This is a genomic window from Pedobacter sp. B4419, assembly GCF_059693725.1.
Genome location: NZ_JCASSL010000002.1, coordinates 1,220,386 through 1,243,600, shown reverse-complemented (window position 1 = coordinate 1,243,600; position 23,215 = coordinate 1,220,386). Strand labels below are relative to the sequence as shown.

The following is a 23,215-nucleotide window of genomic DNA, read 5'->3' as shown; positions in this document are numbered from 1 at the left end:
TTCTATGTTCCGTTGCAAGAAACCGGTTATTTCTAAAACAATTTCTGCATCAACAAATCTTTCCGCTGTGGCGATACCTCAATTTCAGCGCCGTCGCTTAGTTCCAAAGTTCCCCCGTCGCCCTTGCGGTATTTCACTACGTAATCTAAATTTACGATCACCGAACGGTTGATCCGCATAAAGTGGACATCGTCTAAAGCGCTTTCGTACTCTTTCAAGGTTTTAGAAACCACGATCTTTCTGTTTTCCGTCAGTAAAAAAACACTGTAGTTGCTCATGGCTTCTACCCTAATAATGTGCGATTTGTCTATCAGATAAACGCCTTCTGCGGTGGGCAATGCAATCCTAGGGCTCGATGGCTTTTCAGACTTGAGCGATTTGAACATGGCTTTTTCGGCCACCCTTTTCCTTAAGCGGGTAATGGCGGTTTGCAGGTCTTCCTCGTCAACAGGTTTAAGCAGGTAGTCGACGGCACTTAGGCGCAAAGCCTCTAGCGTATAGCTATCGTAGGCTGTGGTAAAAATAACCTCAAAGTTGAAACTGCCCAAGCGTTCTAAAAACTGAAAGCCGTTCATGCCGGGCATTTCTACATCCAGAAACAACACATCGGGTGCCAGTTCGGTAACAGCATCGAGGGCTTTCGCGGGTTCGTTAAAAACACCGATCACCAAGAGTTCGTCTTCAAATGATTCGAGTTTATGGCTCAGCAGTTTGCTGCCCCTAATTTCATCGTCTAAAATTACTGCTTTTAACATGGCTGAGTGAGGTTGGGTTCTATAAATTTCGGGTTTTAATTGCTGATTGGCAAACATAGATTGAGGGCGTTGGTTTGATTAGTTGACTTGACTCTTTCTGTAGGGCCTAAAATTCTTCAGGTAGAGGTTGATTTCGCGACCAAAATCGCTTTCCTTGCTGATAATGGTCTGTTTTATGGTTTGTCCGGCTTTGCCAAAAACAGTTTTCCAGCCGTTAAAGCCTTGTGCTGTGGCTGCCATGCTATTGGCTGCTACTTCTATAGATCCGGCTTCCTTAAACTGGATTTCGATCATGAGGTAACGCACTAAACCATTGGTGCCACGGTCTAAGAAAAGCATGCCTCCCCGATAGGATACCGGAAATGTAGCCGAGCCTGACCAATTGCTGGGCCCTTTCTCCCAGCCACCGTCATCATGTACTAAGGGCGGCTGGGTAAAGGGTATCTTAATTTTTTCGGTAGTGCTGATGGGTTGCACGTTCATCGGCTTTTTTTGCAAGGTAATTTGGGCCTCGGCGGCAAGACCTGCAAAAGCGAACAAGAAACCTATTAAAATCTTTTTCATCTACTTATGGTTAAAAAGTGTATTTGATACCAATTCCACCGTTTTCGGCTGAAAAGCCACTGTTTTCGTTTAAGATGTAAACGGGTTGCCAATCGGCGCTGATGGCCAAGGGAATGCCTTTAAATTTGTATTCGAGGCCTAGTACGCCTACCACGCCAAACATGGTGGTCGCCTCAACATCGCTATCGTCAAAAGAAAAATATTGGAAATGGCCTCCGCCACCTACATACCACTTTAAGCCAGGTACGCCCTTAATCGGATTATGGTATTCGTAGGCTATAGTTGCCCCGAATTGGGTGCCAAGGCCATCAAATCCGCGGTAGGTGAAAATACCTTCTAGTGCATGCTTCTCTTTTAAAAAATGTTTGGCCGTAACAGAAAGTCCGTATAAAAACTTTACTCCGATGGCAGTTTTGTAATCGTCTGTGGCCGCCAAACTAGCTTGTTGCTGTACAGGTTTAGGAGCTGGTGCACTGGTGGCCGGTTTCGGAGCAGCTGGCTTGGGCGTACTGGTTTTGGCAGGGGCCTTCGTCGTTTTTTTGGTTTGTGCCTGCGTGCTGATCATCACAGACACCAAGCATAAAATTGTCAATAGTTTTTTCATGATTTTTAGTTTAATTGGTTTATCAAGGCTCGTAGAAAACCACCTTGTTTTGTGTGTAATGGGCAGAAAGAAGTCCATAGCCTTTTGCTGTTTTAACGAAGGCGAGGCCGTATAAATCGCCATTGCCCTTGAGCTCTTTTGAACAGCCAGAATAAGTTGCTTCTGTATTTTGGATCTGATTGGTATTTAACAGCTTGATGGTACTGCTGCCTGGCGCTGCAATAGCCACAATGTTGCCGTACGTAGCCACGTCTACAGGTTTTGTAGTGCTCACAATAACTCCTTTTCCAAAAGAGCCTGTAGCGGTCAATTCATATTTGAATAGCCTGTTGGTGTTATATCCGGTTATGTAGAGCGTGTCATTTGCTATGGCCAATCCTTTGGGGTTGCCAAATACGGCTGCAACTACCGTGAGTGCGCTGCTGTTAAGCGGATCGTTAAAACGCAGTAACCTGTCTTTGCCGTCATCGGCCAGGTACAACCTGTTTTTGCTGTCAAAGGCAATGCCTCTTGGGTTGATGAATCCTTCTTGTATAACCCGCAGGTATTGGTAGGTATCTACGCCATTTACCGTGTTCTTTTTGTAGATTACAATCCTGGCATTTTGCTCGGTTTCGGTTACATACAGGTTCTCGTTATTGTCGAAGGCCACAGCTTCGGCACCTACATTTACAAAAGTTTGAACCGGAGCTTTTTGGGTGAGCAGGTCGCTGTAGCTGTTCCATATTTTCGTGGTACCGTTAGAACCATAAGGCTGTTTATATTCGGTAATGGCTACTTTTCCGCTAGCAGAAACAGCAATGCCACAAGGATTGGTTACCGTTGCAGAAGCAGTCATTTTAAGCTCTGGAAGTCCGCAGGTATCTAAAGGACCTTTCTTTTTATCCTTTTTGCAAGCCGTAAAAATTACCGCCAATAGCAGCGTAAAAATTTTGAGGTTGGTTTTTAAATTTTTCATTGGAAATAGTTTATTTAACAGAATTTCTAATCTTTCTTTAATCGTATGTGTTCGCATTTTGCCTTATTGCTTGGTGGCAACCAATACGGCATCGGTTCTTTCTACCAGCATCACAGGGGTATTTACGCCTTTCCAATTCGGAACGGTAACACCCATAAATTCGTCGGCATTGGTTTTAAAAGCAACGGTTGTTAAGCCATAATAAGGCAAGGTCACCTCTGGAACGTTATCGAAGATTGGAACCGGCTGCGAACCCGGAATTTGTATTTCGCCGGTTTTTCTTAGCCTGATGTCCCATTGTAGATTTGTGCCGGCAAACTTGAAAAGGATATCGCCCGTTTTAAAGGATGAATTCGCAAATGCAAAAGCTTCGGTTTTTTTGGCCAAAATGGCATAGTTGAGTTGGCCTCCCACTCCGTTATAGGTAAAGTCGTATGCGCTTAACTTTAATTTTCCATCGGCATCTTTTTCTACCGTAAAACTATATACCGATTTGCTATCGCCATTATAATCAAGGTTAAATTTAGCGCTGTTCATGGCTACTTGGTTAACTCGTAAAGTACCTTGCAAGTGTCCATTTGCCTTGATCACATTTCCTTCCTGCGTAAAGTAAACTACCAGTAATTTATTGCCACCGGTTTTATGCTCGGCAACCAGGTAATAGTCTGTCAGTTCTGTCGCGGCAATGCTTTTGCTTCCGTCGGGGTTTTCGCCATCAGGTGTTGGTGTGCTATCCTTTTTTTTGCAACTGGCCAATACCAGCAAGAGCAGTATGGGCATCAGTTTTAAAGTGTTTTTTAAATTTTTCATCGTATGAGGGTTTGAATAATTGTTAATCAAATGAACAACCTTTATCAGTCCTTTTTTCTGCAAACGAGTGGATGGGTTATCTTAATGAGCAGACAAGGCTATGCATGAGCGAAGCCGTTTTTTGAAAACCCGATATTTGCATCTCCCTTAAAAAATGGGGTACAAATATCAGGTTGGAAAGAACTTAAATCTTCTTCAATGCGCCTTTGAATTCGCCGTTAATGCTGCCTCCCGGCGTAGTAACATTTTGAAGAGAAATGGTATAGGTATCTCCATTTTTTGAAATGACTACCTTGCCGCCATTCATCTCATCTACCACGTTGTTTACGCTGATGAAACCACCAGGAAAATTAGTTGTCGTACTGTAAGGCAGGCCAGATTTATAGGTAAACGTACCTGTTGGGATTACATAATTGCCCAGGTTTTTGAAGCGGATCTGGATGGTATTGAAATCTGAAGTCATCAGGTAAAGCCAAGCGCCATCGCCATTGCCTTCACGGTAGTCGGCACTAGAGATTTTGAGCGTACTGCCCTTGTATTCGAAAGATCCCATTGTAGCGCCGTTGTCGGTTTCGTCTTTGTCTTTTTTGCAAGAAGCAAATACAAATAAAACACTCATGATCATAAGTATTTTAGAAAGGGTTTTTAGGTTTTTCATTGTTTAGAGAATTAAGTGTTTATAATAATGATTTTTGAGAGCGCAATCTTGATAAGGGTTATTGCGTTTTGGTAAAGCTGCCGTAGGAAATAACATCTATATTGGTCCGTGACACTTCTAATTTGCCGTTGATCATTACAAAAAAAGTAAGTACACCATTGGCGCCAGTATTGCTCGTAGCGGCTTGGTTATTAATGAGCGTATAATCTTTGTTGGGAGCCGGATCGCCAATGCTGCTTTCGGCATATTGCGTAGCGTTAAATTTAAACTTGGCCACGGTGAGCAGGTTTCCAGCTGTACTTGCAAAAGACCCATTAAAGGTATGGCCGTTAAATTGGTTCTCGCTTGGGTTTTTTTGCAGGATGTAGGTAGTTAGTCTTGCATCGAAATTCTCAGGCATATAGGATAAGTTGTTGTCCTTATCGATGGTAAAATTCATAAATTGGTTACCACTGATGTTTATTTTTAACAGGCCTTTTTCTAAGGTATAATTAGCTGGTGAGCCCGCAACCCCATCATAAACCACGGCCTTTGCATTCGCTGCAAACGTAATGAGGTACGGACGAGAAACAGTTTTGCCAGAAATGGTATTGTCATATTTGCCCACTATGCTGTAACCTTTGATGTCGATGGTTTCGTTGTTGTTTCCGCCATCCTTATCCTTTTTGCATGCGGCAAAGCTGAGCAACAAAAGGATGGAGCATAAGCTGAATGTAGTTTTCAATGTTTTCATTGTTTTAGTTTTGAATATGAACTGAATTAATTAATGCTTTGTAAAATTGCCGAAGGAATAAACTCCGGCTGGAGGTCCGGGCTCAATCCGCGCTACGGCCAGTTTATCGCCAATAACCACGAATATGGAAGAAATGGTATTGTTGGCAGTTTTGCTGATCGCCGCCAAATTGCTGATCAGCGTATAGTTGATGGAGGGTTCTGGATTGCCAACAAAAACCTCCCCGTATTTTGAAGGACCGAATTTGAGGTTCACAAACTGGCTGCTGTTAGCTTGGGGCTTAAAGAGTTCTCCCGAATAAAAGGCTCCATCCAGTACATTTTGAGCCGGTATTTTTTGCAGGATAGTCTGCACAAAACGCAACCCGTTTTTATGGCTGACGATCGCTCCATTTTCGATTTGAAACTCCCAAGGCGTGCTCAAAAAACTGATGCTCAGTTTGCCATCAACAAAAGTATACGTGCCATCAAAAGCAGCATCTACACTTCGGCAAGATGCCTTTGAACCTGCCGAAAAAGAAATGATAAATGGCTGTTCTTGTTCCTCCACAATAAACTGGTTGTATTTTCCGATAATGGTATACTCGGTTAAGTCGATCTCTTTTTTGGAAGCGTCGTCTTTTTTCTTGCAAGACCATAACAGGCACAGCACAAGCAGCCATGCTATTTTTGGAAGGTGGATTAAGGTTTTCATAACGTCAGATTTTAATTAGTGATTGGCACATTATTCGTCCTTGCTTAAAGAGGCAAAGAAAAAGCTGGCGGTAGACGAGGGATCATCTTCAAAATCGAACCTGCTTACCGTTAACTTGCCATCCATTGCCAGAAAATAGGTTTTAAGGCCGGCTCGAGACGATATGCCCATTACGTTTTTAACAAGAGTATAGCTTTGGGTATTTGGTGCATCATGTACGGTTTCCTGGTACTGCGTGCTGGTAAATTTGTAGGCAAAATACATCCCCGAATTATTGAAGCGGTTGAGCATTACGCCACTGTACCAATTGTTGGCCAACTGGTTGCTGCTGGGCACCGGATATAAGGCGTAGTTCAGGATATTTGATTGTGGTCCGCTTGCCTTGGTGATGCTTTCATTGTCAATGGTAAATTTCCATACCGCAGTTCCTCCAAAGTTGATGTTTACGATATGGTTGTTGAAGGTATAGGTGGCAGGACTATAGTTTGCGGCACCAAAATCGTACAGAACAGCCGTGCCATTTTCTTCAAAAGCAATGATATAAGGGTGTTGGTAAGACTTGCCATTCTGAGGAAAAGTAAGCATGCCCTTGATGATGTATTTAGATAGGTCTAATGCAACCGGTTCTTCTTTGTCTTCTTCTTCGGGCTTGGCATCCTTGCTCTTTTTGCAGGCTACAAAGCAGGTGGCTAAAACCACTATCAGCAGGGTAATGATGATGTTTTTCATGACAATTTGATTTTGATTATTTGCAATTCTAGTTTAGCCAAGCCACCATTTTAGTGTACATCTTGTCGGTCCAGCTGCCGCCACAATGCGTATTGCAACTGTTATCGGTTACGCCTTCACTTTTGGCCTTAATGGGCGAATTGGCGGGAATTTGATCGTAAAGACCTTTGCCATAATATTCGCCTTCGTTATTGCCGCTACAGTTAATGGCATAAATGGGAATTTTAAAGTTTTGGGCGTTCCATGCACCGCTGCCACCACAAGCCGCCAACACACCCTTGCAATAGCTTAAAGTGGTATTGGCCGAGATATCGGTAAAGAGCATATAAGAGGCAAAAGAATAGCCGCCAACTACCGACTTGTTTTTGTCTATGCTGTATTTTCCGGCAATGGCTACAATGCATTTGTCATAGTCTTCGCCAATCATCTTGGCGCTTCCGTTCCAATCGGCATTGCCAGGGGTTTTGCGATACTTAACAATGGCTGCCGCATAACCATTGGCTGCCGCTTTTTTGCAGATCTCGGTTTCGGCAGCTCCATTGATATCGCCTTCGGTAGGGTTGGCTTCGTTATTGCCGCTGCCCATAACCAAAATACCCTTAAATGTAGTGGCACCTTTTGCGGTAAATAGTTTATAGGTAATCCCATTTACCGTTTCTACTTTGCTGGTTAGCTGGCCATCAATTATCTCCTGCTCTTTTTCTTTTTCCTTTTCTTGGTCTTTGTCCTTTTTACAGGCAATGGCCAACGTGAATAGGCAGGCCATCAGTAAGAATAATTTTTTCATGTCTTTAAGTTTTTATGTTGATGTTTTTCTTTAGCGCTTTGCTGATACAATATTAGCCGGCCCTTAAGCACGAATTTTTGATAATGATTGAAGGAGAAGCTTCAATGAGCGAACTTGTTTTTACAATGAGTGAAGGCTCAAACCCCTGTTTTTAGAGAAATAGTCTTGTTTTCTTTGTGGCTAAAACCAAGCAATACGCGCAATTTTTAGAGGGTCAAATGCCAATGCCCAGTTTCAATGAGCGAACTGGGGTTTTGAATTAGTAAAGGATAGAAATAGCAGCTTGCCGATCTTTTATTTTTGAAAAGCTAGCGCTACAAACGCACGATGAAGAATCTCACTCGCTTAATTTTTATCCTATTGTTCTTGTTGCTGCAGGAAAAAGCCAAAGCGCAATCGGCCAAAGTAGACTCTTTGGAGAAGGCGGTAGCCGGCAATTTGGCAAACGACGACAGGAAAGCGCGCGACTTGTTTTTTCTGGCCACCAGCTACATCAATTCCAAGCCTCAAAAAAGCCTGATTTATATCGACCAGATTTTGGCATTTGAAAACAGCATCAAAGGAAGGGGGATCGTTGCGAGTACCTACCGGATAAAAGGAATCATCCTTAATATGGTAGGAAGATTTCCAGAAGCCATATCTAACCTCAATATCGCACTCATTAAAGACCGTGCAGAAAAGAACAATTATGGAGAAGCGGGCGATTTATCCAATATCGCGAATATCTATCTGTATCAATCCAACTTCCCCCAGGCACTCAATTACTACCAGCAAGCGTCCAAGATTTTAAAAGGTATTACGGTATATGAACAAGGCATAAACCTGATCAGAAAAGATGAAGCAGCTGTTTATAGCAATATTGGTTTGGTGTATATGGAAACCGGCGATTATTCAAAAGCCATCATGCATTTTGAAAAAGCCATGGAAACTCATCAGCGCCTCAACAACCCCAATGGCATTCTTCCTGTGCTTTCCAATATCGGACTGATTTATGGCAAGCAAAAAAGCTATGAAAAGGCCTTGTTCTATGCCAATAAGGCTTTAAAACTTTCGGATTCTATAGGCGACAAAATCGGCTATGCCCGAGAAACCGGGAACCTATCGGGATATTACAGCGCATTAGGCAAATACGATCAGGCATTAACCTACGGGCTAAAGGCCATACAGCTCAATAAAGAATTGGGAAACAACAAAAGCATCGGCTTTAACATGCAGAATACGGCAACGGCCTACTTCTATAAAAATAATTTCGAACAGGCGAAACTTTATGGCCTGGGCGCCTTAAAAATTGGGCAGGAAATAAAGATGCCAGAAATACAACGCGATGCCAGCGAAGGCCTGAGCAAGGTTTATGAAAAAAGAAAAATGCCCGACAGTGCCTTGTACTACTACAAGCAATATGCCTTGTTTAGAGATAGCATTGGCAATAGCAAAAAGAGAGATGAGATTGCCCGCCTCAGCATCCAATATGAGTTTGACAAGAAAGAAGATAACTACAAGCAGCTGAAAGCCCTCGCCGATGAACAACTCAAGCAGCAACGCCTTGAATTGGCTCTCAATACCGAACAGCTAAACGCAGGCATGCGCCTCAGAAGATTGCAGCAAGTACAGCTGCAAAACGAGAAGTTGCAAAAAGAAGAAAAACAGAAACAGCTGCTCATTGCCAATAATATGGGCAAGCTTCAGGCCATTAAGGTAAGAGAACTTTCGCAACAGCAGCGACTGGACAAGTTAGAGCTCAAACAGTTGTGGCTGTACACCATTTTAATAGTGGTGGTGCTCTGCTCGGTATTGCTGTTTGTGTACAACAAATACCGCATCAGGCAACTGAGGTTTAAAAACACGCTGCAGCAGCAACAGGCCGAACAGCGCAACAAAGAACTGAGCTACCGGAGCCAGCTTTCAGAAAGCGAGCTCAAGGCCATCCGCTCACAGATGAATCCACACTTTATCTTCAATGTGCTCAATTCTATCGAATCGTACATTATGGATAACGACAAGAAAATGGCTTCGCGACTGATCCAGAAATTTGCATCGTTAAGCAGACTCATCTTAGAAAATTCGACCAAAAGCCTGGTTACGGCCGATCGAGAATGGAAGGCCCTCAAGCTGTATACCGAATTGGAAGCCATGCGCTACAGCCATTCTTTTACCTATAGTTTTACAGTTGATGAGCGCATTAAGCTCGACGAACTGTTGCTGCCCCCAATGCTCATCCAGCCCTTGATCGAAAACGCAATTTTGCATGGCCTCATTATCGATACCCGTCCCGATGCAAATTTGGAGGTGAAATTGGTGCAAGACAATATCGGTATATGCATCACCGTGAGCGATAACGGCAAAGGCTACCATCCCCAAAATAAAACACAGCCTAAAATCGGAGTTAAAGAGAAATCCATTGGTATCCAGTCTATTCGAGAAAGGGTAGAAATGATTAACTTGCAGTATGAAGGTGGAAAAGCCCGTTTCGATATTAATAGTGGTCAGGGCGGAAGAGGAACCATTGCAACGCTATGCCTGCCCAACTATTTTAAGGTGGCCTAACTGATGTATAATAGATTATCATTAAACACATAAGGGATGATTATTTAATCAGGATAAGGAACATCTGACCACTAAAACAAAATTATAAACAGATGAGATTGCGAATTAGCCTGTATGTTGTATGCTTTATCCTCTGTCGTTTTTCGGCCATTGGGCAGTCGTTTCCTAACCTTAGGTTTAATCAGCTCACCGTAAAAGACGGACTGAGCACCAATGCGGTAAGGTGTACTTACGAAGACCAGAACGGCATTATCTGGATTGCCACCAGCAAAGGATTAAATCGTTATGATGGCACAGGAATCAAAGAATTTAGGCATAACGACAATGATAGCACTTCTATTGGCAGCGATGTAATCGTTTCTATTGCAGCCGATCGCGAACAGCAACTTTGGCTGGGCACTTTAAATGGCTTATCGAGGTTTAACCCGAGAACAGGTAAAGCGGTTAATTTTTTTCATGATGAGCAGCAGAAAAACAGCTTGGCCAGCAATTGGAACTGCATGCCTTTTGTCGACAGCAAGGGCAGGCTATGGCTGGCCATGGAAACTGCAATCCAGCTGTTTGATTACCAAAAAAATAAATTCACCACCTACCAATTGCCAAAGGTTGGAGAGGCACAAAATTCGTTTAGGCAAGTGCGTGAAGATAAGCAGCACAGGTTGTGGGCCATAAGTGCCAATGGCTTGTACCTGATTGATGAAAAGCATCAAAAACTAATACCTTCCGGACCGCAAAAGAACAATGACAACCTCTGCTTTTTTCAGGCAGGCAACGGCACGATTTATCTTGGTCAAGGCAAAGGCGGATTGAAAAGCTTTGATCCCAAACGCATGGACTACCAGCCAGTGGTTGCTAATTTCGCACAGCTGGTAGACGTGAGGATAAATGACATCATCGAATGGACAGACAATGAGCAACGCAATTGGCTTTGCATGGCGGTTAACGGAGGATTGGTGCTCAAAGACAGCAAAAGCAGCCAAATTAAGGCCTATGTTTCTGATGTTTTAAATCCCACATCTTTAAATGCCTTCAGTATTTATCACATTAATAAAGATCGGCAGAACCGGCTTTGGCTGTCAACCGATAACGGGATCAGCATTCTCGATCCCAACCTGCAGAATTTTGAGAATATCCCCTTGTACCAACAGCTCAAGCTTAATAATCCCAAGCTGTTTGGATTGCCCAATAATATGCTCGAAACCAACGACAAATTTTACGTAACGGGTTATTATGCCAAAGGTGTTTATGTGTTCGATAAAAACTGGCAGTTCCTGTCGCATATTTTGCAGGTGCCAGAAAATTCAAAAAGCAAGCTGAGCAAATCCATCAACAGCATTTATAAGGACGAACAAAACAACCTTTGGTTCAGTACCGATTCGGGTTTGGTAAAGAAAACAGGAGCAAGCTACAAGCTTTATTTTCCGCCAGTAGATTTGAGCATCAAGGATAATTTAGCGGTATCAAAAGTCTATAAAAGAAAAGATGGTCTATTTTGGATCAGGGCCAGGCAGAACGGGATTTACCTTTTCGATCCTGTTCATGGAAAATTCTTAAAACAGTATAAACCTGATGGGAAGCAGATCAATGGCGTTGTCTATTCATGCCTCATGGATAGGGAAGGCGATTTTTGGCTTGGTGCTACCATGGGCATCAGCAGGTACCTGCCGGCGAAAGACCGCTTTGAAAAAATAACCGTAAAGGGAATTGACGGCAAAGAGCGGAACATCAGTTGGGTAACCGATATTGCCGAAGATAGGGAGCAAACCATATGGGCTGTTTCTGATGTGGGACTGGTAAAAATAAACAAGGCAAAGGGAACAGGTTTGCTCATAGACAACAAATCTGGATTGCCTGAAAATTACCTGAAAAGAATATTGATCGATACCCTGGATAATTTATGGATCCCCTCTCAACAGGGAATTATCAGGTACGACAGGAAAAAGAAATTCACCTTTTTTAATATCAATAACGGACTTCCCTTTCAGTATGAAGGGCACGGCTTTTTTGAAATCGACCAATCAAACAATTTTTTGCTCAGCTATAGCGGTTTTGTAACCAGGTTCAATCCCTACCATGTCAAAACAAACCTCAATGTGCCCAAGGTTATTTTTATGGACGTAAGCGCCGACGGTACAGCGATCAGTCCGCAAGGCCAGAACATTGAACTCAAGGCCGGTACAAAAATCGTGAACATCCATTTTGCGCTCACCAATTACACGGCCCCACAAGAGAATCGGTATTTTTATAAAATAGGCAAAAAAGCTCATTGGCAAGAAGTTAAGAATGGCGATATCGCACTGGGCAGCTTGGGCAATGGCAAGTACGAACTGTACATCAAAGGCAGCAACAACGACGAGGTGTTTAGCGCCGAAGAACGTTTGCTCATCACCGTTATGCCCCATTGGTACGAAACCAATTGGTTTGCGGTTTTGTGTATTTTGGCCATCGGGGCACTGATCTTCTTTTTATGGCGAAGAAGGATTACTTTTATCCGTGGACAGTTTCTGTTTCAGCAAAGACTTTCTGAAAGCGAACTCAAGGCCATGCGCTCGCAGATGAATCCACATTTTATTTTTAATGTGCTCAATTCTATCGAGTCGTACATTATGGACAACGACAAGAAAATGGCATCGCGGCTGATCCAGAAATTTGCCGGACTGAGCAGGCTGATCTTAGAAAATTCGACCAAAAGCTTGGTTACTGCAGATCGCGAGTGGAAGGCGATAAAACTATATACCGAACTTGAGGCCATGCGCTACAATAATGCATTTGCCTATGATTTTAAGCTCGACGAAAGCATTGAGCTGAAAGAACTCTTGCTGCCTCCAATGCTCATCCAGCCTTTAATAGAAAATGCAATTTTGCACGGCCTCATTATCGATAACCAACCCGATGCCAGATTAGAGGTGAGCCTGACCAAAAAGGACAACGGCATTTGTATTACGGTGAGCGATAATGGCAAAGGCTATCATCCAGGAAGACAAAAAGGCTTGAAGAAAGGGATCAAGGAAAAATCGATGGGAATTGAATCTATTCGCGAAAGGATAGAAATCATCAACCTTCAAAACCATGGATGTTTGGCTTTCTTTCAGATCAGCCTGGGCGAAAACAGCCGAGGCACGATTGCAACATTAGGACTGCCGGCTAGCGGATTAGTTCATTAGTAGCTTAAGTTTGTTATTCCGAGTACAATGAGAAATCTAACTCGGGAATAGACCTTTTACTACATTTTGGATGACAAACTAATCCAGGCCTATTTTCAGTCCTTCCCTTGATCTATTCCCTTTTACCTATTCTCTTGCAAGGTTATTTTAATTGGCTTTGTTTTTCGGTGCCGTTTCTTGCTTAGCATGTGTGGCCGGCATCCTGCTTTTAAGAAACAAGGCAAATCCTACACCAGCAAGGGCAATGAGAACGGCAATAATTTTAAGCCAAGAGCGCGTCTTTTTTGGGGTAGGTTCTATCATCATGGTCTTATAACGTATTAAGCCTATTTGTCTTTTTACAAAAATAGCTTAAATAAAATGCTTGGACAAAAAGCATTCAACAAGATCCATCCTTTTAAGCTTTAAATCCGATGATAAATGGTTTCGGTAGCCTTGGCTTCCTCTCCTTCGGGAGAAATGTTATAGGCCCTGAGGATAAACTGGTCTGAGTTGATGAGCTCGAGCTCGGTACGCCAGCCCCAAGGCTCAGCAACACCCGGCCAGCTATATTGGCCAGTAACCGAAAAGCCAAAACTGGTTTCCTGCCCTATCGATTGCAAAACTCCTGTACCCATATGAAAGGTATCTATCCAGCTGCATTGGCATCTCGAATTATCGAGGTCGTAGCCCCATATCATCTTTCCTTCAAATGGCTTTCCATTAATTTTGCCTACATACTCGTAGCTTAAAAAACGGCCGTCTAAAACCAAGGCCATGCGGCCGCGCATCGGCGATTCATCAGCCAATACGTCCTTTTCAAACCAGGTACGGGTTAGCCCGTCCCAGCTGCCTACCAAACCCGCCATCCGGAGGTGTGGACCGCTTTCTTTGGAGATTTCGAATTTACTTTTGCTCATCCTAACTAAAATACGGATTTTAGTTAGATTTACAATCTGTAAAATGATGGTTTCATAACCACCACAAAACAATTATATCCTGATGAAAATAAAATCCTTGCTTATTTTATGGTGCGCCATGGGTTTATTGGCTTGCAATTCTTCGTCAAAAGAAGAAAAGAAAACAGAAAAAGAAGCGCTCCAAACCTATAGCAATAGCGCCATAGGCTGGACAATGACTATCCCGCAAGGTTTTAAATTATTGAGCCAAACCAAAATCAAAGACAGCGAAGAAAAAGGAAAAGAAGCCATAGGCAAAGTGTACGATGGCGAGGTGAATACAGACAGTTTGATGCACCTGCTGAACTTCCAGAAAAACCAGTTGAATTTGTTTGGTTCTACCATCGAAAGGTATACAGAAAAACATCCTGGCGATTATCAGAAAAACAACGAGCAACTCAAAAAACTGCTTTATGATACCTATGCCAAACAAAAGATAAAGATAGATACTTCATCGGCTATCGAAAATATTCAGGGCTACCAGTTCCATACTTTTTACATCAAAATTTACGGACCAAGCGGCACCTTGCTCATGAACCAGATTTTATACGGAACCTTGATCAAGGGCTATGATTTTGGCGTAAGCATCAATTACAATAACGAAGCCGATAAGAAACTAATGCTCGATGCTTTTAAGCAATCGAAGTTTGAGCAATAGGATATAATCGCTTGTCATCCAGAACGCAGTGAAGGGCTTTAGTGGGCTTTACATAACTAGTTTTGAAAAGCAAAACCCATGCTTCTCTGGGTAAAATCAGCCCTGCTTTTCACTACAAGTCCTCTCCCGAAACGAGTTCGGGTTGCGGGCTTTCCGTTTCAATCAGGTTTAAGAACGAGAGTCGATTCAGCTATGTTGCGTTGCACTGTCCCAAGCCAAATAGCCCGGATTGAAGCGGCATCCTTTTTGCCGTTCGCGGCAAAAAGATATAGCAAAAAGCCGGATTAGCCTTAATCTGTGCCAATGCGCTGCGCTATCAAACGCAAAAAATATTAAATGGAATAGGTGCTGTCTTCAATTTCCATTCCCCTCCACTGGATTAAACAATAAGCTAATGACCAATGAGCCAATGAACTAACGGCACTTGCAAAGTTTTTAAAAAAATCATTTTATCTTAGCCACATGTCGTCACACCATATTGTAAGAGAAAAACAGGAGCCAGCACTTTACATCCATAGCCTGGGCAATTTTAGCGAAGAGTATTTGGGCCAATTGCTCGAATGGAGCCCGACGGTAATCGTGGCATCCAGCGAGTATGAAAAGGTAATTTCTTTGGGCTTAAAAATAGACGTGGTGATTGGCGAGACCAAGCCAGAGCAGGCACAGGAAAACACCAAATGGCTTAACTTGGGCAAAAACGATTTGGCCGCTGTAACAAGATACCTGGTAAATGAAGAATACCCTGCGGTAAATATCATCAGCGAAGAGAGCAAATTCGACGATCTGGTGGATTTTCTGCCCCGCATTAATGTGGTACTCTTTACCGAAACCAGCAAAAGCTACCCAATTGAGCCCGGCTTTAGCATTTGGAAACCGGCAGGTACTGTTTTTAAGATCGACATTATCAATTACTTTGAAACCGATAACCTGAAACAAGAAGACAATGGTGATTTTGTAGTGGTCAAAGATGGCTTCGTAAACTTTAATTTTACCACAGATTACATGTTTTTAAGCGAATTATTATGATTTACCTAAGAAAAGCCAAAGAAGAAGACATGGCCATTATTGCCGATCTGGCAGAAAAAATATGGCCGCAAACCTATAGCGAATACATTAGCGAAGAACAATTGCGCTACATGCTGGATTTAATGTACAACAAAGGCGAATTGTTGGGGCAATTGCGAAAAGGGCATATCTTTTTAATTGCCACAGAAGGAAGCAAAGACGTGGGTTTTGCAGGCTTCTCGCTCATCAATCCAGAAGAATATACCTACAAGCTGCACAAGCTTTATGTATTGCCCGAAATGCATGGCAAAGGCGTAGGCAAAATCCTGATCAACGAGGTGGTCGACATTGCCAAGCACAACCAAGGCAGGGCGCTGCAATTGAACGTTAACCGTAACAACAAGGCCAAAGATTTTTATGAAAGGGCAGGCTTTTTCATAAAAGAAACCGTTGACCTTGATATCGGCAACGGTTTCTATATGAATGATTATGTAATGGAGAAAACCCTTTAGTTTACCCTAACTGGGTCTTTGGGCTTTGCTACATTAGGATATTTATAGGTTTTCATTTCTTCTTGCAACAGCTTGATGGTTCTGTCTAGCTGCGGATCCCTGCCTTCTAGCAAATCTTTTGGTGTTTGCTCCACAAAAATATCTGGGGCTACACCTTCGTTTTCGATAATCCATTTGCCGTTGGTATCGTAAATACCAAAGTTAGGAGAAGTGATTCGGCCGCCATCCAATAAGCCAGGATAACCGCTGATACCTACCAAAATACCCATGGTGGTACGGCCTACCAATTTGCCCAAGCCTTTAAACCTGAACATGTAAGGCATGGCATCGCCACCAGAACCCGCATTTTCGTTAATTACCATTGCTTTTGGACCGAAAATTCCATTGCCTGGAGTGGTAAAGCTTTTACCGTCTCTAATTGCCCAATAGCTGATCAGTTCGCGGCTTAAGAGGTCAATTACGTAATCGGCAACTGAACCACCACCATTGTTACGCTCATCGAGCAACAAGGCTTTTTTGTCCATTTGCGAGAAATAATACCTGTTGAAGCTGGTATAGCCTTCTTGGCCTGTGTTTGGCATATATACGTAGGCAATCTGGCCATCGCTCAATTGATCAACACGTTTTCTGTTTCTTTCTACCCACTCGGTTTTGCGCAAGTCCATTTCGGCAGCTGCGGTAATAGGCACAACCACTACTTCTCTGGCGCCAGTTAAGCTAGGCTTGCTGTTTACTTTAATGGCTACCTGTTTGCCTGCCCTGAAATCGAAAAGGCTGTAGATCGAGGTTTCCGAAGTTAACGGAACGCCATCAATGGCTACAATATAATCGCCTTCGTTAATGTTTAATCCAGGTTCTGCCAATGGCGCTTTAAAGCCCGGGTTCCAATCTAAACGGTTAAAGATTTTGCTGATTTTGTAGAAACCGTTTTCTATCTGATAATCGGCACCCAACATCCCTACTGAAATAGATGGGGCACTAGGCTCGTCGCCAGGATAGATATAATTGTGTCCAACCACCATCTCGCCCATCATTTCATTAAATAGATAAGCCAAATCAGACCTGTGGTTTACATACGGCAAGAATTTTTCATATTTCTTCTTCATTGCAGGCCAATCGGCACCGTGCATGTTTTCGGCGTAGAAATATTCTTTTTCCATGTGCCAAACCTCGTTAAACATCTGTTTCCACTCGGCAACCGGATCTACAAAAACCTTAATGCCTTCGAGCTTGATTTTTCCTGCTTCAGAAGAGGCTGGTTTTTGGGCAGCGGCAACCACATAATAATTGCCACGGGAAGTATACATCATCGATTTTCCATCGCCGCTAACGGTTATGCCATAAACACCAGGAATTAGACTCGTTACTTCCATTTTGGCCAAATTCAAGGTGTTCAATTCGCCATTGCGGATGAATAACAATTGGCCATCTACACCACCGTCGATGCTCGATAAGCCATTGGCAGGAATAGGCAACGCAATAATGCGGTTGTTTAAGTCTTCGAGGTCAATTTCGGTAGGTTTTACCACATCGGCAGGCTTGGCTGGACTTGTAGCCGCCTTGTCCTTGCTGTCTTTGGCATCTTTATCGCCTTTTTTAGGTTCCTCTTTCTTTGGCTCGTCCTTTTTTGGAGCGGGCTCGTCAGGTTTTACCGTTTCTTCATCACTTTCTGTTTTGTATAAAGACGGCGTTTTTTTAGAAAGGATCAATGCATAGGCCGTATAGTTTGGCGAACGCTCATAAGCCGACATGTGCAAGCCGCTATTGGTCAATCCAACATTGGTACTGGCCAAAAAGAACAGGTATTTGCCATCTTTGCTAAATTGAGGGCCAACAGCACTGCTCATGCCATCGGTTACTTGCGTGTGCGTTTGTTTCTCTAGGTTGTAAATGAATATTGCACTTACCGTATTTGGCAAAGTGGCTTGGTAAGCAATCCATTTTGAATCTGGCGACCATGTAGGCTGCAGCGCATTGTAGGTTCTGCCGGTTTGTGAGCCTAGCTTATCTTGTTTCACCAAAACAGGCTTGCGCGTATTGATGTCGATATAGAATAGGTTCAGGTGGCTATCGCCATAAAAAAGCTTCTTGCTGTCTGGCGACCATGTAGGCTGGAAATAGAAATGAGAATCGCCCAAATCTATGTACTCTGGAGCGCCTTTGGTCACTTGGTTAAGCAACACCAATTGGTATTTTCCATTCTTGTCTGATAGGTAGGAAACATATTTTCCATCTGGCGACCAGCCTGGATATTTCTCATAGCTTCCCGGCGAATTAGACAGGTTTCTGGCATCGCCTTTTTCTTTTGGTACCGAGAAAATCTCGCCGCGGCTTTCGAACAATGCCCTAACGCCTTTTGGCGAAATCTCAAAATTGCGCACGTCGTTCGCCATGTCTACATAATGGGTACGTTTGTAAGGTGCGTCTGCCTGTATGCTGATGCTCAGCGTGCTTACCTTGTTGTTGCTCGGGTCTAGCAAATTAATTCTGCCAGCCTGCTCAAAAGCCAAGGCGCCATCGCCAGCGGTTAAAGCTTTGATGTCGTAATCTTTGTAATTGGTTATTTTGTCTACTTTTTTGCTTTTGGTATCGTAGCTGTAAAGGTTTAAGGTCAAATCTTTATCGCTTAAGAAATACACCTTGTTACCCAGCCATTGAGGTTTCACGTTGTTGGCACCAGTACCAGGAACAATTTCAATGTCGTTGGTTTTGGTGTCAAAGATCCAGATCTGTGGCATGCCACCACCGCGATAGCGTTTAAAGGCTACATTAGAACGATCGGTTGGGTCGGTGTTTTTAATGTAGGCCCAATAACGTTTGTCGGCCGATGGAGAACCCTGAACAGCTTCAGGCATTGCCAAGGGCTTTTCGTCTTTGCCGTTGATGTTGATGCTGTGCATACGCGAAGTCAACGCATATTTATAATCGCGGGTAGAGGTAAAATAAACCTCGTTGTTGTTGAGCCAACCCCTTACCAAATCGGCATTCGGATGGTAGGTTACTCTTTTGGGTTCGCCACCATTAATAGAAATGGTGTAAATGTCTGTGTTGCCATCGTAGTTTCCGGTAAAGGCAATCTGCTTGCCGTCTGGCGAAAATACAGGGCTTTGTTCAACGGCCGGATTAATGGTTAGCCTACGGGGATTGCTACCGTCCCTGTTTGCGATCCAGATGTCGCCGCCATAAACGAAGGCCAAATTGTTGGCGCTTACGGCAGGACTACGGAGCAGAAGGGTTTCTGATTGTTGGGCAAATGACGAAAGGGATAGCAAAGCTCCGCCAATAAATGCACCAAAGGTTTTGATGTTCATGTTTAAATAGATTGTTTTAATTTGTGGTCTTATACAAACATAATGTACTCTTTTGAAAAATGTTGTGCAGCCGTCATCTTTTTATCTGAATGACGCAATTCTGATCTTTTTCGCAGCAAGATAGTTTGTATTTGTATTCGACTAATTTAATGCAACTTTGTTACAATAAATAAGTGTGTTTGCGGAAATTTTTAAAATCGCAAGTTTTAGGAAAGCCGGATTTGCTTTTTAATTAATGCAAGGATACAGTGCTCCAAAAACGGTTGACCTATTGTTGTTTAATGAAAAGCAAAGACTGCGTTTCATTTGAACGTTAGTCCCGCTTTTTGCTAAGTTTCTTCGTTTCACTCAGAAATACCGCTGCCAATCGGGTTTAGGGCAGATTGGTGGGTGCAAATAGAAACAGCCGCTTATTAAGCACAAAGCTTTGTTCCTGCGTCATAAGACCTCCAAGGCCTTGAAATCTAATTCAAAGATAGATGCCCAGCATGGCTCTCTCAAATAAAAAAGCGTTTACCTTTTTATGGGTAAACGCTTTTCTGTATAAAATAGGGCTATTTTATTGGTTCAATTTAGGGATACGGCTTGGCGTATCGATGCCTTTTACAATGCTTACCGCACTTTTGGCAATGGCTTTAATGGTCGATAGGATATTTTCAACATCTAAAGTCGAATATTCGTCGCTCACCTGGTGGTAGTGTTTATCAATATCGATCTGGTCGGTACTGATGGTATGTGCCGGAACGCCCAATGCGGCTAAAGTGGCATTGTCACTTCTGTAAAAAAGGTTTTGCGAAGTGTAGGGATCAGGATGGAAAGTAAATTCAGTTCCTTCCAGGTTTTTCTGCAAAATCTTGCCAAAATCAGACTTGTCATAGCCGGTAATGAAGGCGGTATTTTTGCCAAACTTGCTGTCTTTGCCAATCATTTCGATGTTGAACATGGCTACAACCTCATCAGGGTTAAGCTGCTGCGAAAAATAACGGGCGCCGTAGCCTCCAATTTCTTCGGCAGTAAAAGCCACAAAAATCAAGGTGCGCTCATTGTTGTTCAGTTTTTTGTAATACTTGGCCAAGGCAATCATGGCTGAAGTGCCTGATGCATCATCGTCGGCACCGTTCATAATGCTGTCGCCATCTTTGGCTTTTACAATGCCCATGTGGTCATAGTGCCCAGAGAAGATTACCAATTCTTTGGCTTTCGATTTGCCTGGAATTACACCGGCAACATTAAACAAAGGCATTTTGATGGCTTCGTTCTTTAAGGCAACCTTAAAATCTTTAGCCACGGTATCTTTGTCTAATACAAATACCATTGCTGGTGCTTTTTGGTTTTTCAGGTCCTTTTCGTCAACTGTTGGTGTTCTGGTTGCCACCATGCTCTTAAGGTTTTTAAAAGCACTTACAAATTTAACATCAACCAACACCAATTGTCTTTTGCCGGTTCTGGCCAAGGCACGGTATTGCGCCATGAATTCTTTTTCCGGATCAAGCTTGATCCAGCCATCACTGTTGCTTTGGTCGAAGGTCAATTCTTCGGCACTGTTGCCCAATACCAAAATATTGTCTTTGTCAACGGCCTTTCCATCAATGCTTACCTCAGCCGAAACAGGTTTTAACTGGTATTTGTTAAACGTTTGGCGGAAGCTGGTTCCTTCCAAAGGTTTCAAACCGATTTGCTTAAACTCGCTTTCGATAAACGAGGCGGCTTTGTCAATACCAGGTGTGAAGGTTCTACGTCCTTGCATCTCATCGCTGCTCAAGGTTTTGATCAGGTGGTCTACATAGTCTTTGGTAATGATTTTATTAATGTCTTGCGCCGATGCTACAGTAGCGGCAAACAGCAAGAATAGGGTGTAAATTGTTTTCTTCATCATTATATAGGTTGTTGATTTTGGCCAAGGCCAATTATTATTTTACTTGCGAATTTAACCAACTATCTCTAAAAGCCTGCATAGCTGGAGTTAAATTGCCTCCTGTTTTTTCGATGCTCACCACTTCTAGTGCCGGATTTTCTCCAAAAGTCAGTTTGGTGGTTTTGTCCTGGCCACGGTAATTATAGGTAACCGTTACTACATCGCCTGGTTGGTGGCTTTCGGTAAGCTTGGTTAAAGTTGCTTGATCTTTGATTTCGGTGCCGTCGATGGTCAACAAGATATCGCCCAAATCTAAGCCAGCATCATAGGCAGGTGAGCCTACCGAGGTTTGTGATAGGGTAGCCTTGCCATTCTCGAAGGTTGCCCTTAAGCCAGTGTAGGCTTTGCCCGCATTCGATTTGCGCAATACAAAACCGGCATTGAGCAATAATTTGGCATAGTCTTCCTTGTTGGTGCCGTATACATAATTTTTAAAGAAGTTAGCTGCAAAGCTTGGGTTTTTGGTCAATTGGGCCAAGGTTTTTTCTAAATCGGCCATGCCATAGGCGATTTCTGTTTTGCCATAAGCTTTCCATAGCGCACGCATATAGTCGTCGAGCGTGAGTTTGAAATCGGCCCTTAAGCGAAGATCCAAAGCTAAAGCCACCGCTGCGCCGTAGGTATAGTAAGAAGTGAAGATATTGGTCTTGTTGGTTAGGTCTATGGCTACGCCAGCATCGGCAAATACCGCATAGCGACTAGCTTGGATAGGCGAGAAATTTTTGGCGCCTGGTGAATTAAGCACCTGATTGATCAATCCGTTGAAAGTTTGCGCCGCGTTATCTACTGATCTAAAGCCTGAGCGGGTTAACAGCAAACTGCCATAATATTGCGTAAAACCTTCGGCCACCCAAAGACCTTCTGTTACATTCGAGTGCTCGAAATTAAAAGGTTCAATACCTTTTGGCCTCAAACGCTCTACATTCCAGCTGTGGAAATATTCATGAGAAAAAGTACCTAAAAGACCCGATTCGTAACCTGCAATTTTTGGTGTACGCTGTACAATGGAGGTAGAGTTTCTGTGCTCCATGCCATCGCCTGCGTTGTCTGGATAAACATCCTGCAAAAAGTAATAATTGCCATAATCGTAATTGGGAAACTCGCCCCAAACGGCCAAATGCTCTGCCACCATTTTTTTAAGCATTTCTGCATAATTGTCTATGGTTTTTTGGTCATCTTTCGAGTGTGAAACCAAGTGGATCGTCTGTACTTTTCCATCGGGATTTTTAACCTGCCAGCTAGCCGTTTTGTAATCGGCAATTTCTGTTGGGCTATCCATAAAATACTGGAAATTTGGTGCATAGTAAGTGTCTTTGCCCATTGGTTTGAGTTGGGTAGCCACTTTCCAGTTTTGTTTGTCTGCGTAGTTGAATTTTACCAATCGCGGCCTTTTATCCATGCCTACCGGAAAGGCAAAAGTTGCCGGAATGTTCATGTGAGCGTGAGTTTCGTCAAAGCCTGCATAGGTACCGTCTATCCAGTTGCCAAACAAGGTATAAGTTACTTTTACGGTTGGTCCGTGCGTTGGGATTTCGTACACATCACCTTCTGGCTGATTTAAAGCCAATACTTTTCCATTGGCATCAAAGGCTTTTAAATTATACACGTTTTTGCCAAACTCGTGCGTAGCGTACCTGCCAGGCGATGAACGGCTCATGCGGACTTTTAATGGTCCGGCCGGTACGTTTGGAATGGTCATGCTAATTTGTGCCTCGTGATGGATGGCATTGGGGAAACTCACTTCATAGCTGATTTCTTGTTGCGCCTGTGCCGAAGCACACACAGCCATACAAGCGATGGCCAATATAATCTTCTTCATAATTAAAAATAGTTTCTCAAGTTAAGGCTATTCGGCAAAATGCACAAATTGTGTGAAG

At 43.1% G+C, this 23,215-nt stretch carries 20 protein-coding genes; 5 read left to right on the top strand and 15 right to left on the bottom strand.

Annotation, left to right across the window (positions count from 1 at the left end; all coding sequences use genetic code 11):
- Positions 1-32: 32 nt before the first annotated feature.
- From AC570H_RS16910 to AC570H_RS16865, 10 genes are all read right to left on the bottom strand, one after another.
- Positions 33-755, bottom strand: coding sequence for a LytR/AlgR family response regulator transcription factor (locus tag AC570H_RS16910; protein ID WP_497356952.1), 723 nt, complete (start codon positions 753-755; stop codon positions 33-35).
- A gap of 78 nt (positions 756-833) precedes the next feature.
- Positions 834-1,319, bottom strand: coding sequence for a hypothetical protein (locus tag AC570H_RS16905; protein ID WP_497356950.1), 486 nt, complete (start codon positions 1,317-1,319; stop codon positions 834-836).
- A 10-nt stretch (positions 1,320-1,329) separates the two neighbouring features.
- Positions 1,330-1,923, bottom strand: coding sequence for a hypothetical protein (locus AC570H_RS16900; protein WP_497356948.1), 594 nt, complete (start codon positions 1,921-1,923; stop codon positions 1,330-1,332).
- Positions 1,924-1,945: 22 nt separating this feature from the next.
- On the bottom strand, positions 1,946-2,881 hold the full coding sequence (locus AC570H_RS16895) for an NHL repeat-containing protein (protein ID WP_497356946.1): 936 nt from the start codon (positions 2,879-2,881) through the stop codon (positions 1,946-1,948).
- 63 nt (positions 2,882-2,944) lie between these two features.
- Positions 2,945-3,691 (bottom strand): hypothetical protein, encoded by a 747-nt coding sequence (locus AC570H_RS16890; protein ID WP_497356944.1) that lies wholly within the window; start codon positions 3,689-3,691, stop codon positions 2,945-2,947.
- A gap of 184 nt (positions 3,692-3,875) precedes the next feature.
- Entirely contained in the window at positions 3,876-4,349 is a 474-nt protein-coding gene (locus AC570H_RS16885; protein ID WP_497356942.1) for a hypothetical protein, read from the bottom strand.
- A gap of 58 nt (positions 4,350-4,407) precedes the next feature.
- The gene (locus AC570H_RS16880) at positions 4,408-5,082 is read right to left on the bottom strand and encodes a hypothetical protein (RefSeq protein ID WP_497356940.1); all 675 of its coding nucleotides are present in this window, start codon (positions 5,080-5,082) and stop codon (positions 4,408-4,410) included.
- Between the two features lie 30 nt (positions 5,083-5,112).
- Positions 5,113-5,775: a hypothetical protein gene (locus tag AC570H_RS16875; protein WP_497356938.1), complete on the bottom strand. Its 663-nt coding sequence runs from the start codon at positions 5,773-5,775 to the stop codon at positions 5,113-5,115.
- 30 nt (positions 5,776-5,805) lie between these two features.
- Positions 5,806-6,504 (bottom strand): hypothetical protein, encoded by a 699-nt coding sequence (locus AC570H_RS16870; RefSeq protein WP_497356936.1) that lies wholly within the window; start codon positions 6,502-6,504, stop codon positions 5,806-5,808.
- 28 nt (positions 6,505-6,532) lie between these two features.
- On the bottom strand, positions 6,533-7,291 hold the full coding sequence (locus AC570H_RS16865) for a hypothetical protein (protein WP_497356934.1): 759 nt from the start codon (positions 7,289-7,291) through the stop codon (positions 6,533-6,535).
- 327 nt (positions 7,292-7,618) lie between these two features.
- Here AC570H_RS16865 and AC570H_RS16860 point away from each other — a divergent pair, with 327 nt between their 5' ends.
- Entirely contained in the window at positions 7,619-9,835 is a 2,217-nt protein-coding gene (locus AC570H_RS16860; RefSeq protein ID WP_497356932.1) for a tetratricopeptide repeat-containing sensor histidine kinase, read from the top strand.
- A gap of 92 nt (positions 9,836-9,927) precedes the next feature.
- Entirely contained in the window at positions 9,928-12,999 is a 3,072-nt protein-coding gene (locus AC570H_RS16855; protein WP_497356930.1) for a ligand-binding sensor domain-containing protein, read from the top strand.
- 147 nt (positions 13,000-13,146) lie between these two features.
- On the opposite strand, the gene AC570H_RS16850 is transcribed toward AC570H_RS16855, so the two are convergent.
- Positions 13,147-13,305 (bottom strand): hypothetical protein, encoded by a 159-nt coding sequence (locus AC570H_RS16850; RefSeq protein ID WP_497356928.1) that lies wholly within the window; start codon positions 13,303-13,305, stop codon positions 13,147-13,149.
- 98 nt (positions 13,306-13,403) lie between these two features.
- Entirely contained in the window at positions 13,404-13,898 is a 495-nt protein-coding gene (locus AC570H_RS16845; RefSeq protein WP_497356926.1) for a DUF1579 family protein, read from the bottom strand.
- Between the two features lie 82 nt (positions 13,899-13,980).
- On the opposite strand from AC570H_RS16845, the gene AC570H_RS16840 reads away from it, so the two are divergent.
- The 3 genes from AC570H_RS16840 to AC570H_RS16830 all read left to right on the top strand — a co-directional run bounded on the left by AC570H_RS16840 (position 13,981) and on the right by AC570H_RS16830 (position 16,112).
- On the top strand, positions 13,981-14,595 hold the full coding sequence (locus AC570H_RS16840) for a hypothetical protein (protein ID WP_497356924.1): 615 nt from the start codon (positions 13,981-13,983) through the stop codon (positions 14,593-14,595).
- 462 nt (positions 14,596-15,057) lie between these two features.
- Positions 15,058-15,621, top strand: coding sequence for a thiamine pyrophosphokinase (locus tag AC570H_RS16835; protein WP_497356922.1), 564 nt, complete (start codon positions 15,058-15,060; stop codon positions 15,619-15,621).
- Entirely contained in the window at positions 15,618-16,112 is a 495-nt protein-coding gene (locus AC570H_RS16830; protein WP_497356920.1) for a GNAT family N-acetyltransferase, read from the top strand. The genes AC570H_RS16835 and AC570H_RS16830 overlap by 4 nt, the downstream gene beginning before the upstream one ends.
- On the opposite strand, the gene AC570H_RS16825 is transcribed toward AC570H_RS16830, so the two are convergent.
- The 3 genes from AC570H_RS16825 to AC570H_RS16815 form a co-directional block, all read right to left on the bottom strand.
- Complete coding sequence (locus AC570H_RS16825) at positions 16,109-19,423, bottom strand: S41 family peptidase (RefSeq protein ID WP_497356918.1); 3,315 nt, start codon at positions 19,421-19,423, stop codon at positions 16,109-16,111. The two genes, AC570H_RS16830 and AC570H_RS16825, sit on opposite strands and share 4 nt — an antisense overlap.
- Positions 19,424-19,982: 559 nt before the next feature.
- Positions 19,983-21,299, bottom strand: coding sequence for a M20/M25/M40 family metallo-hydrolase (locus AC570H_RS16820; RefSeq protein WP_497356916.1), 1,317 nt, complete (start codon positions 21,297-21,299; stop codon positions 19,983-19,985).
- Positions 21,300-21,333: 34 nt separating this feature from the next.
- A complete protein-coding gene (locus AC570H_RS16815) occupies positions 21,334-23,157 on the bottom strand; it encodes a M61 family metallopeptidase (RefSeq protein WP_497356914.1) in 1,824 nt (607 codons plus the stop codon).
- Positions 23,158-23,215: the final 58 nt, after the last annotated feature.

Excerpts from the sequence above, each read along its gene's own strand:
- AC570H_RS16910 (WP_497356952.1), bottom strand. The coding sequence starts at position 755 with ATGTTAAAAGCAGTAATTTTAGACGATGAAATTAGGGGCAGCAAACTG.
- AC570H_RS16905 (WP_497356950.1), bottom strand. The coding sequence starts at position 1,319 with ATGAAAAAGATTTTAATAGGTTTCTTGTTCGCTTTTGCAGGTCTTGCC.
- AC570H_RS16900 (WP_497356948.1), bottom strand. The coding sequence starts at position 1,923 with ATGAAAAAACTATTGACAATTTTATGCTTGGTGTCTGTGATGATCAGC.
- AC570H_RS16895 (WP_497356946.1), bottom strand. The coding sequence starts at position 2,881 with ATGAAAAATTTAAAAACCAACCTCAAAATTTTTACGCTGCTATTGGCG.
- AC570H_RS16890 (WP_497356944.1), bottom strand. The coding sequence starts at position 3,691 with ATGAAAAATTTAAAAAACACTTTAAAACTGATGCCCATACTGCTCTTG.
- AC570H_RS16885 (WP_497356942.1), bottom strand. The coding sequence starts at position 4,349 with ATGAAAAACCTAAAAACCCTTTCTAAAATACTTATGATCATGAGTGTT.
- AC570H_RS16880 (WP_497356940.1), bottom strand. The coding sequence starts at position 5,082 with ATGAAAACATTGAAAACTACATTCAGCTTATGCTCCATCCTTTTGTTG.
- AC570H_RS16875 (WP_497356938.1), bottom strand. The coding sequence starts at position 5,775 with ATGAAAACCTTAATCCACCTTCCAAAAATAGCATGGCTGCTTGTGCTG.
- AC570H_RS16870 (WP_497356936.1), bottom strand. The coding sequence starts at position 6,504 with ATGAAAAACATCATCATTACCCTGCTGATAGTGGTTTTAGCCACCTGC.
- AC570H_RS16865 (WP_497356934.1), bottom strand. The coding sequence starts at position 7,291 with ATGAAAAAATTATTCTTACTGATGGCCTGCCTATTCACGTTGGCCATT.
- AC570H_RS16860 (WP_497356932.1), top strand. The coding sequence starts at position 7,619 with ATGAAGAATCTCACTCGCTTAATTTTTATCCTATTGTTCTTGTTGCTG.
- AC570H_RS16855 (WP_497356930.1), top strand. The coding sequence starts at position 9,928 with ATGAGATTGCGAATTAGCCTGTATGTTGTATGCTTTATCCTCTGTCGT.
- AC570H_RS16850 (WP_497356928.1), bottom strand. The coding sequence starts at position 13,305 with ATGATGATAGAACCTACCCCAAAAAAGACGCGCTCTTGGCTTAAAATT.
- AC570H_RS16845 (WP_497356926.1), bottom strand. The coding sequence starts at position 13,898 with ATGAGCAAAAGTAAATTCGAAATCTCCAAAGAAAGCGGTCCACACCTC.
- AC570H_RS16840 (WP_497356924.1), top strand. The coding sequence starts at position 13,981 with ATGAAAATAAAATCCTTGCTTATTTTATGGTGCGCCATGGGTTTATTG.
- AC570H_RS16835 (WP_497356922.1), top strand. The coding sequence starts at position 15,058 with ATGTCGTCACACCATATTGTAAGAGAAAAACAGGAGCCAGCACTTTAC.
- AC570H_RS16830 (WP_497356920.1), top strand. The coding sequence starts at position 15,618 with ATGATTTACCTAAGAAAAGCCAAAGAAGAAGACATGGCCATTATTGCC.
- AC570H_RS16825 (WP_497356918.1), bottom strand. The coding sequence starts at position 19,423 with ATGAACATCAAAACCTTTGGTGCATTTATTGGCGGAGCTTTGCTATCC.
- AC570H_RS16820 (WP_497356916.1), bottom strand. The coding sequence starts at position 21,299 with ATGATGAAGAAAACAATTTACACCCTATTCTTGCTGTTTGCCGCTACT.
- AC570H_RS16815 (WP_497356914.1), bottom strand. The coding sequence starts at position 23,157 with ATGAAGAAGATTATATTGGCCATCGCTTGTATGGCTGTGTGTGCTTCG.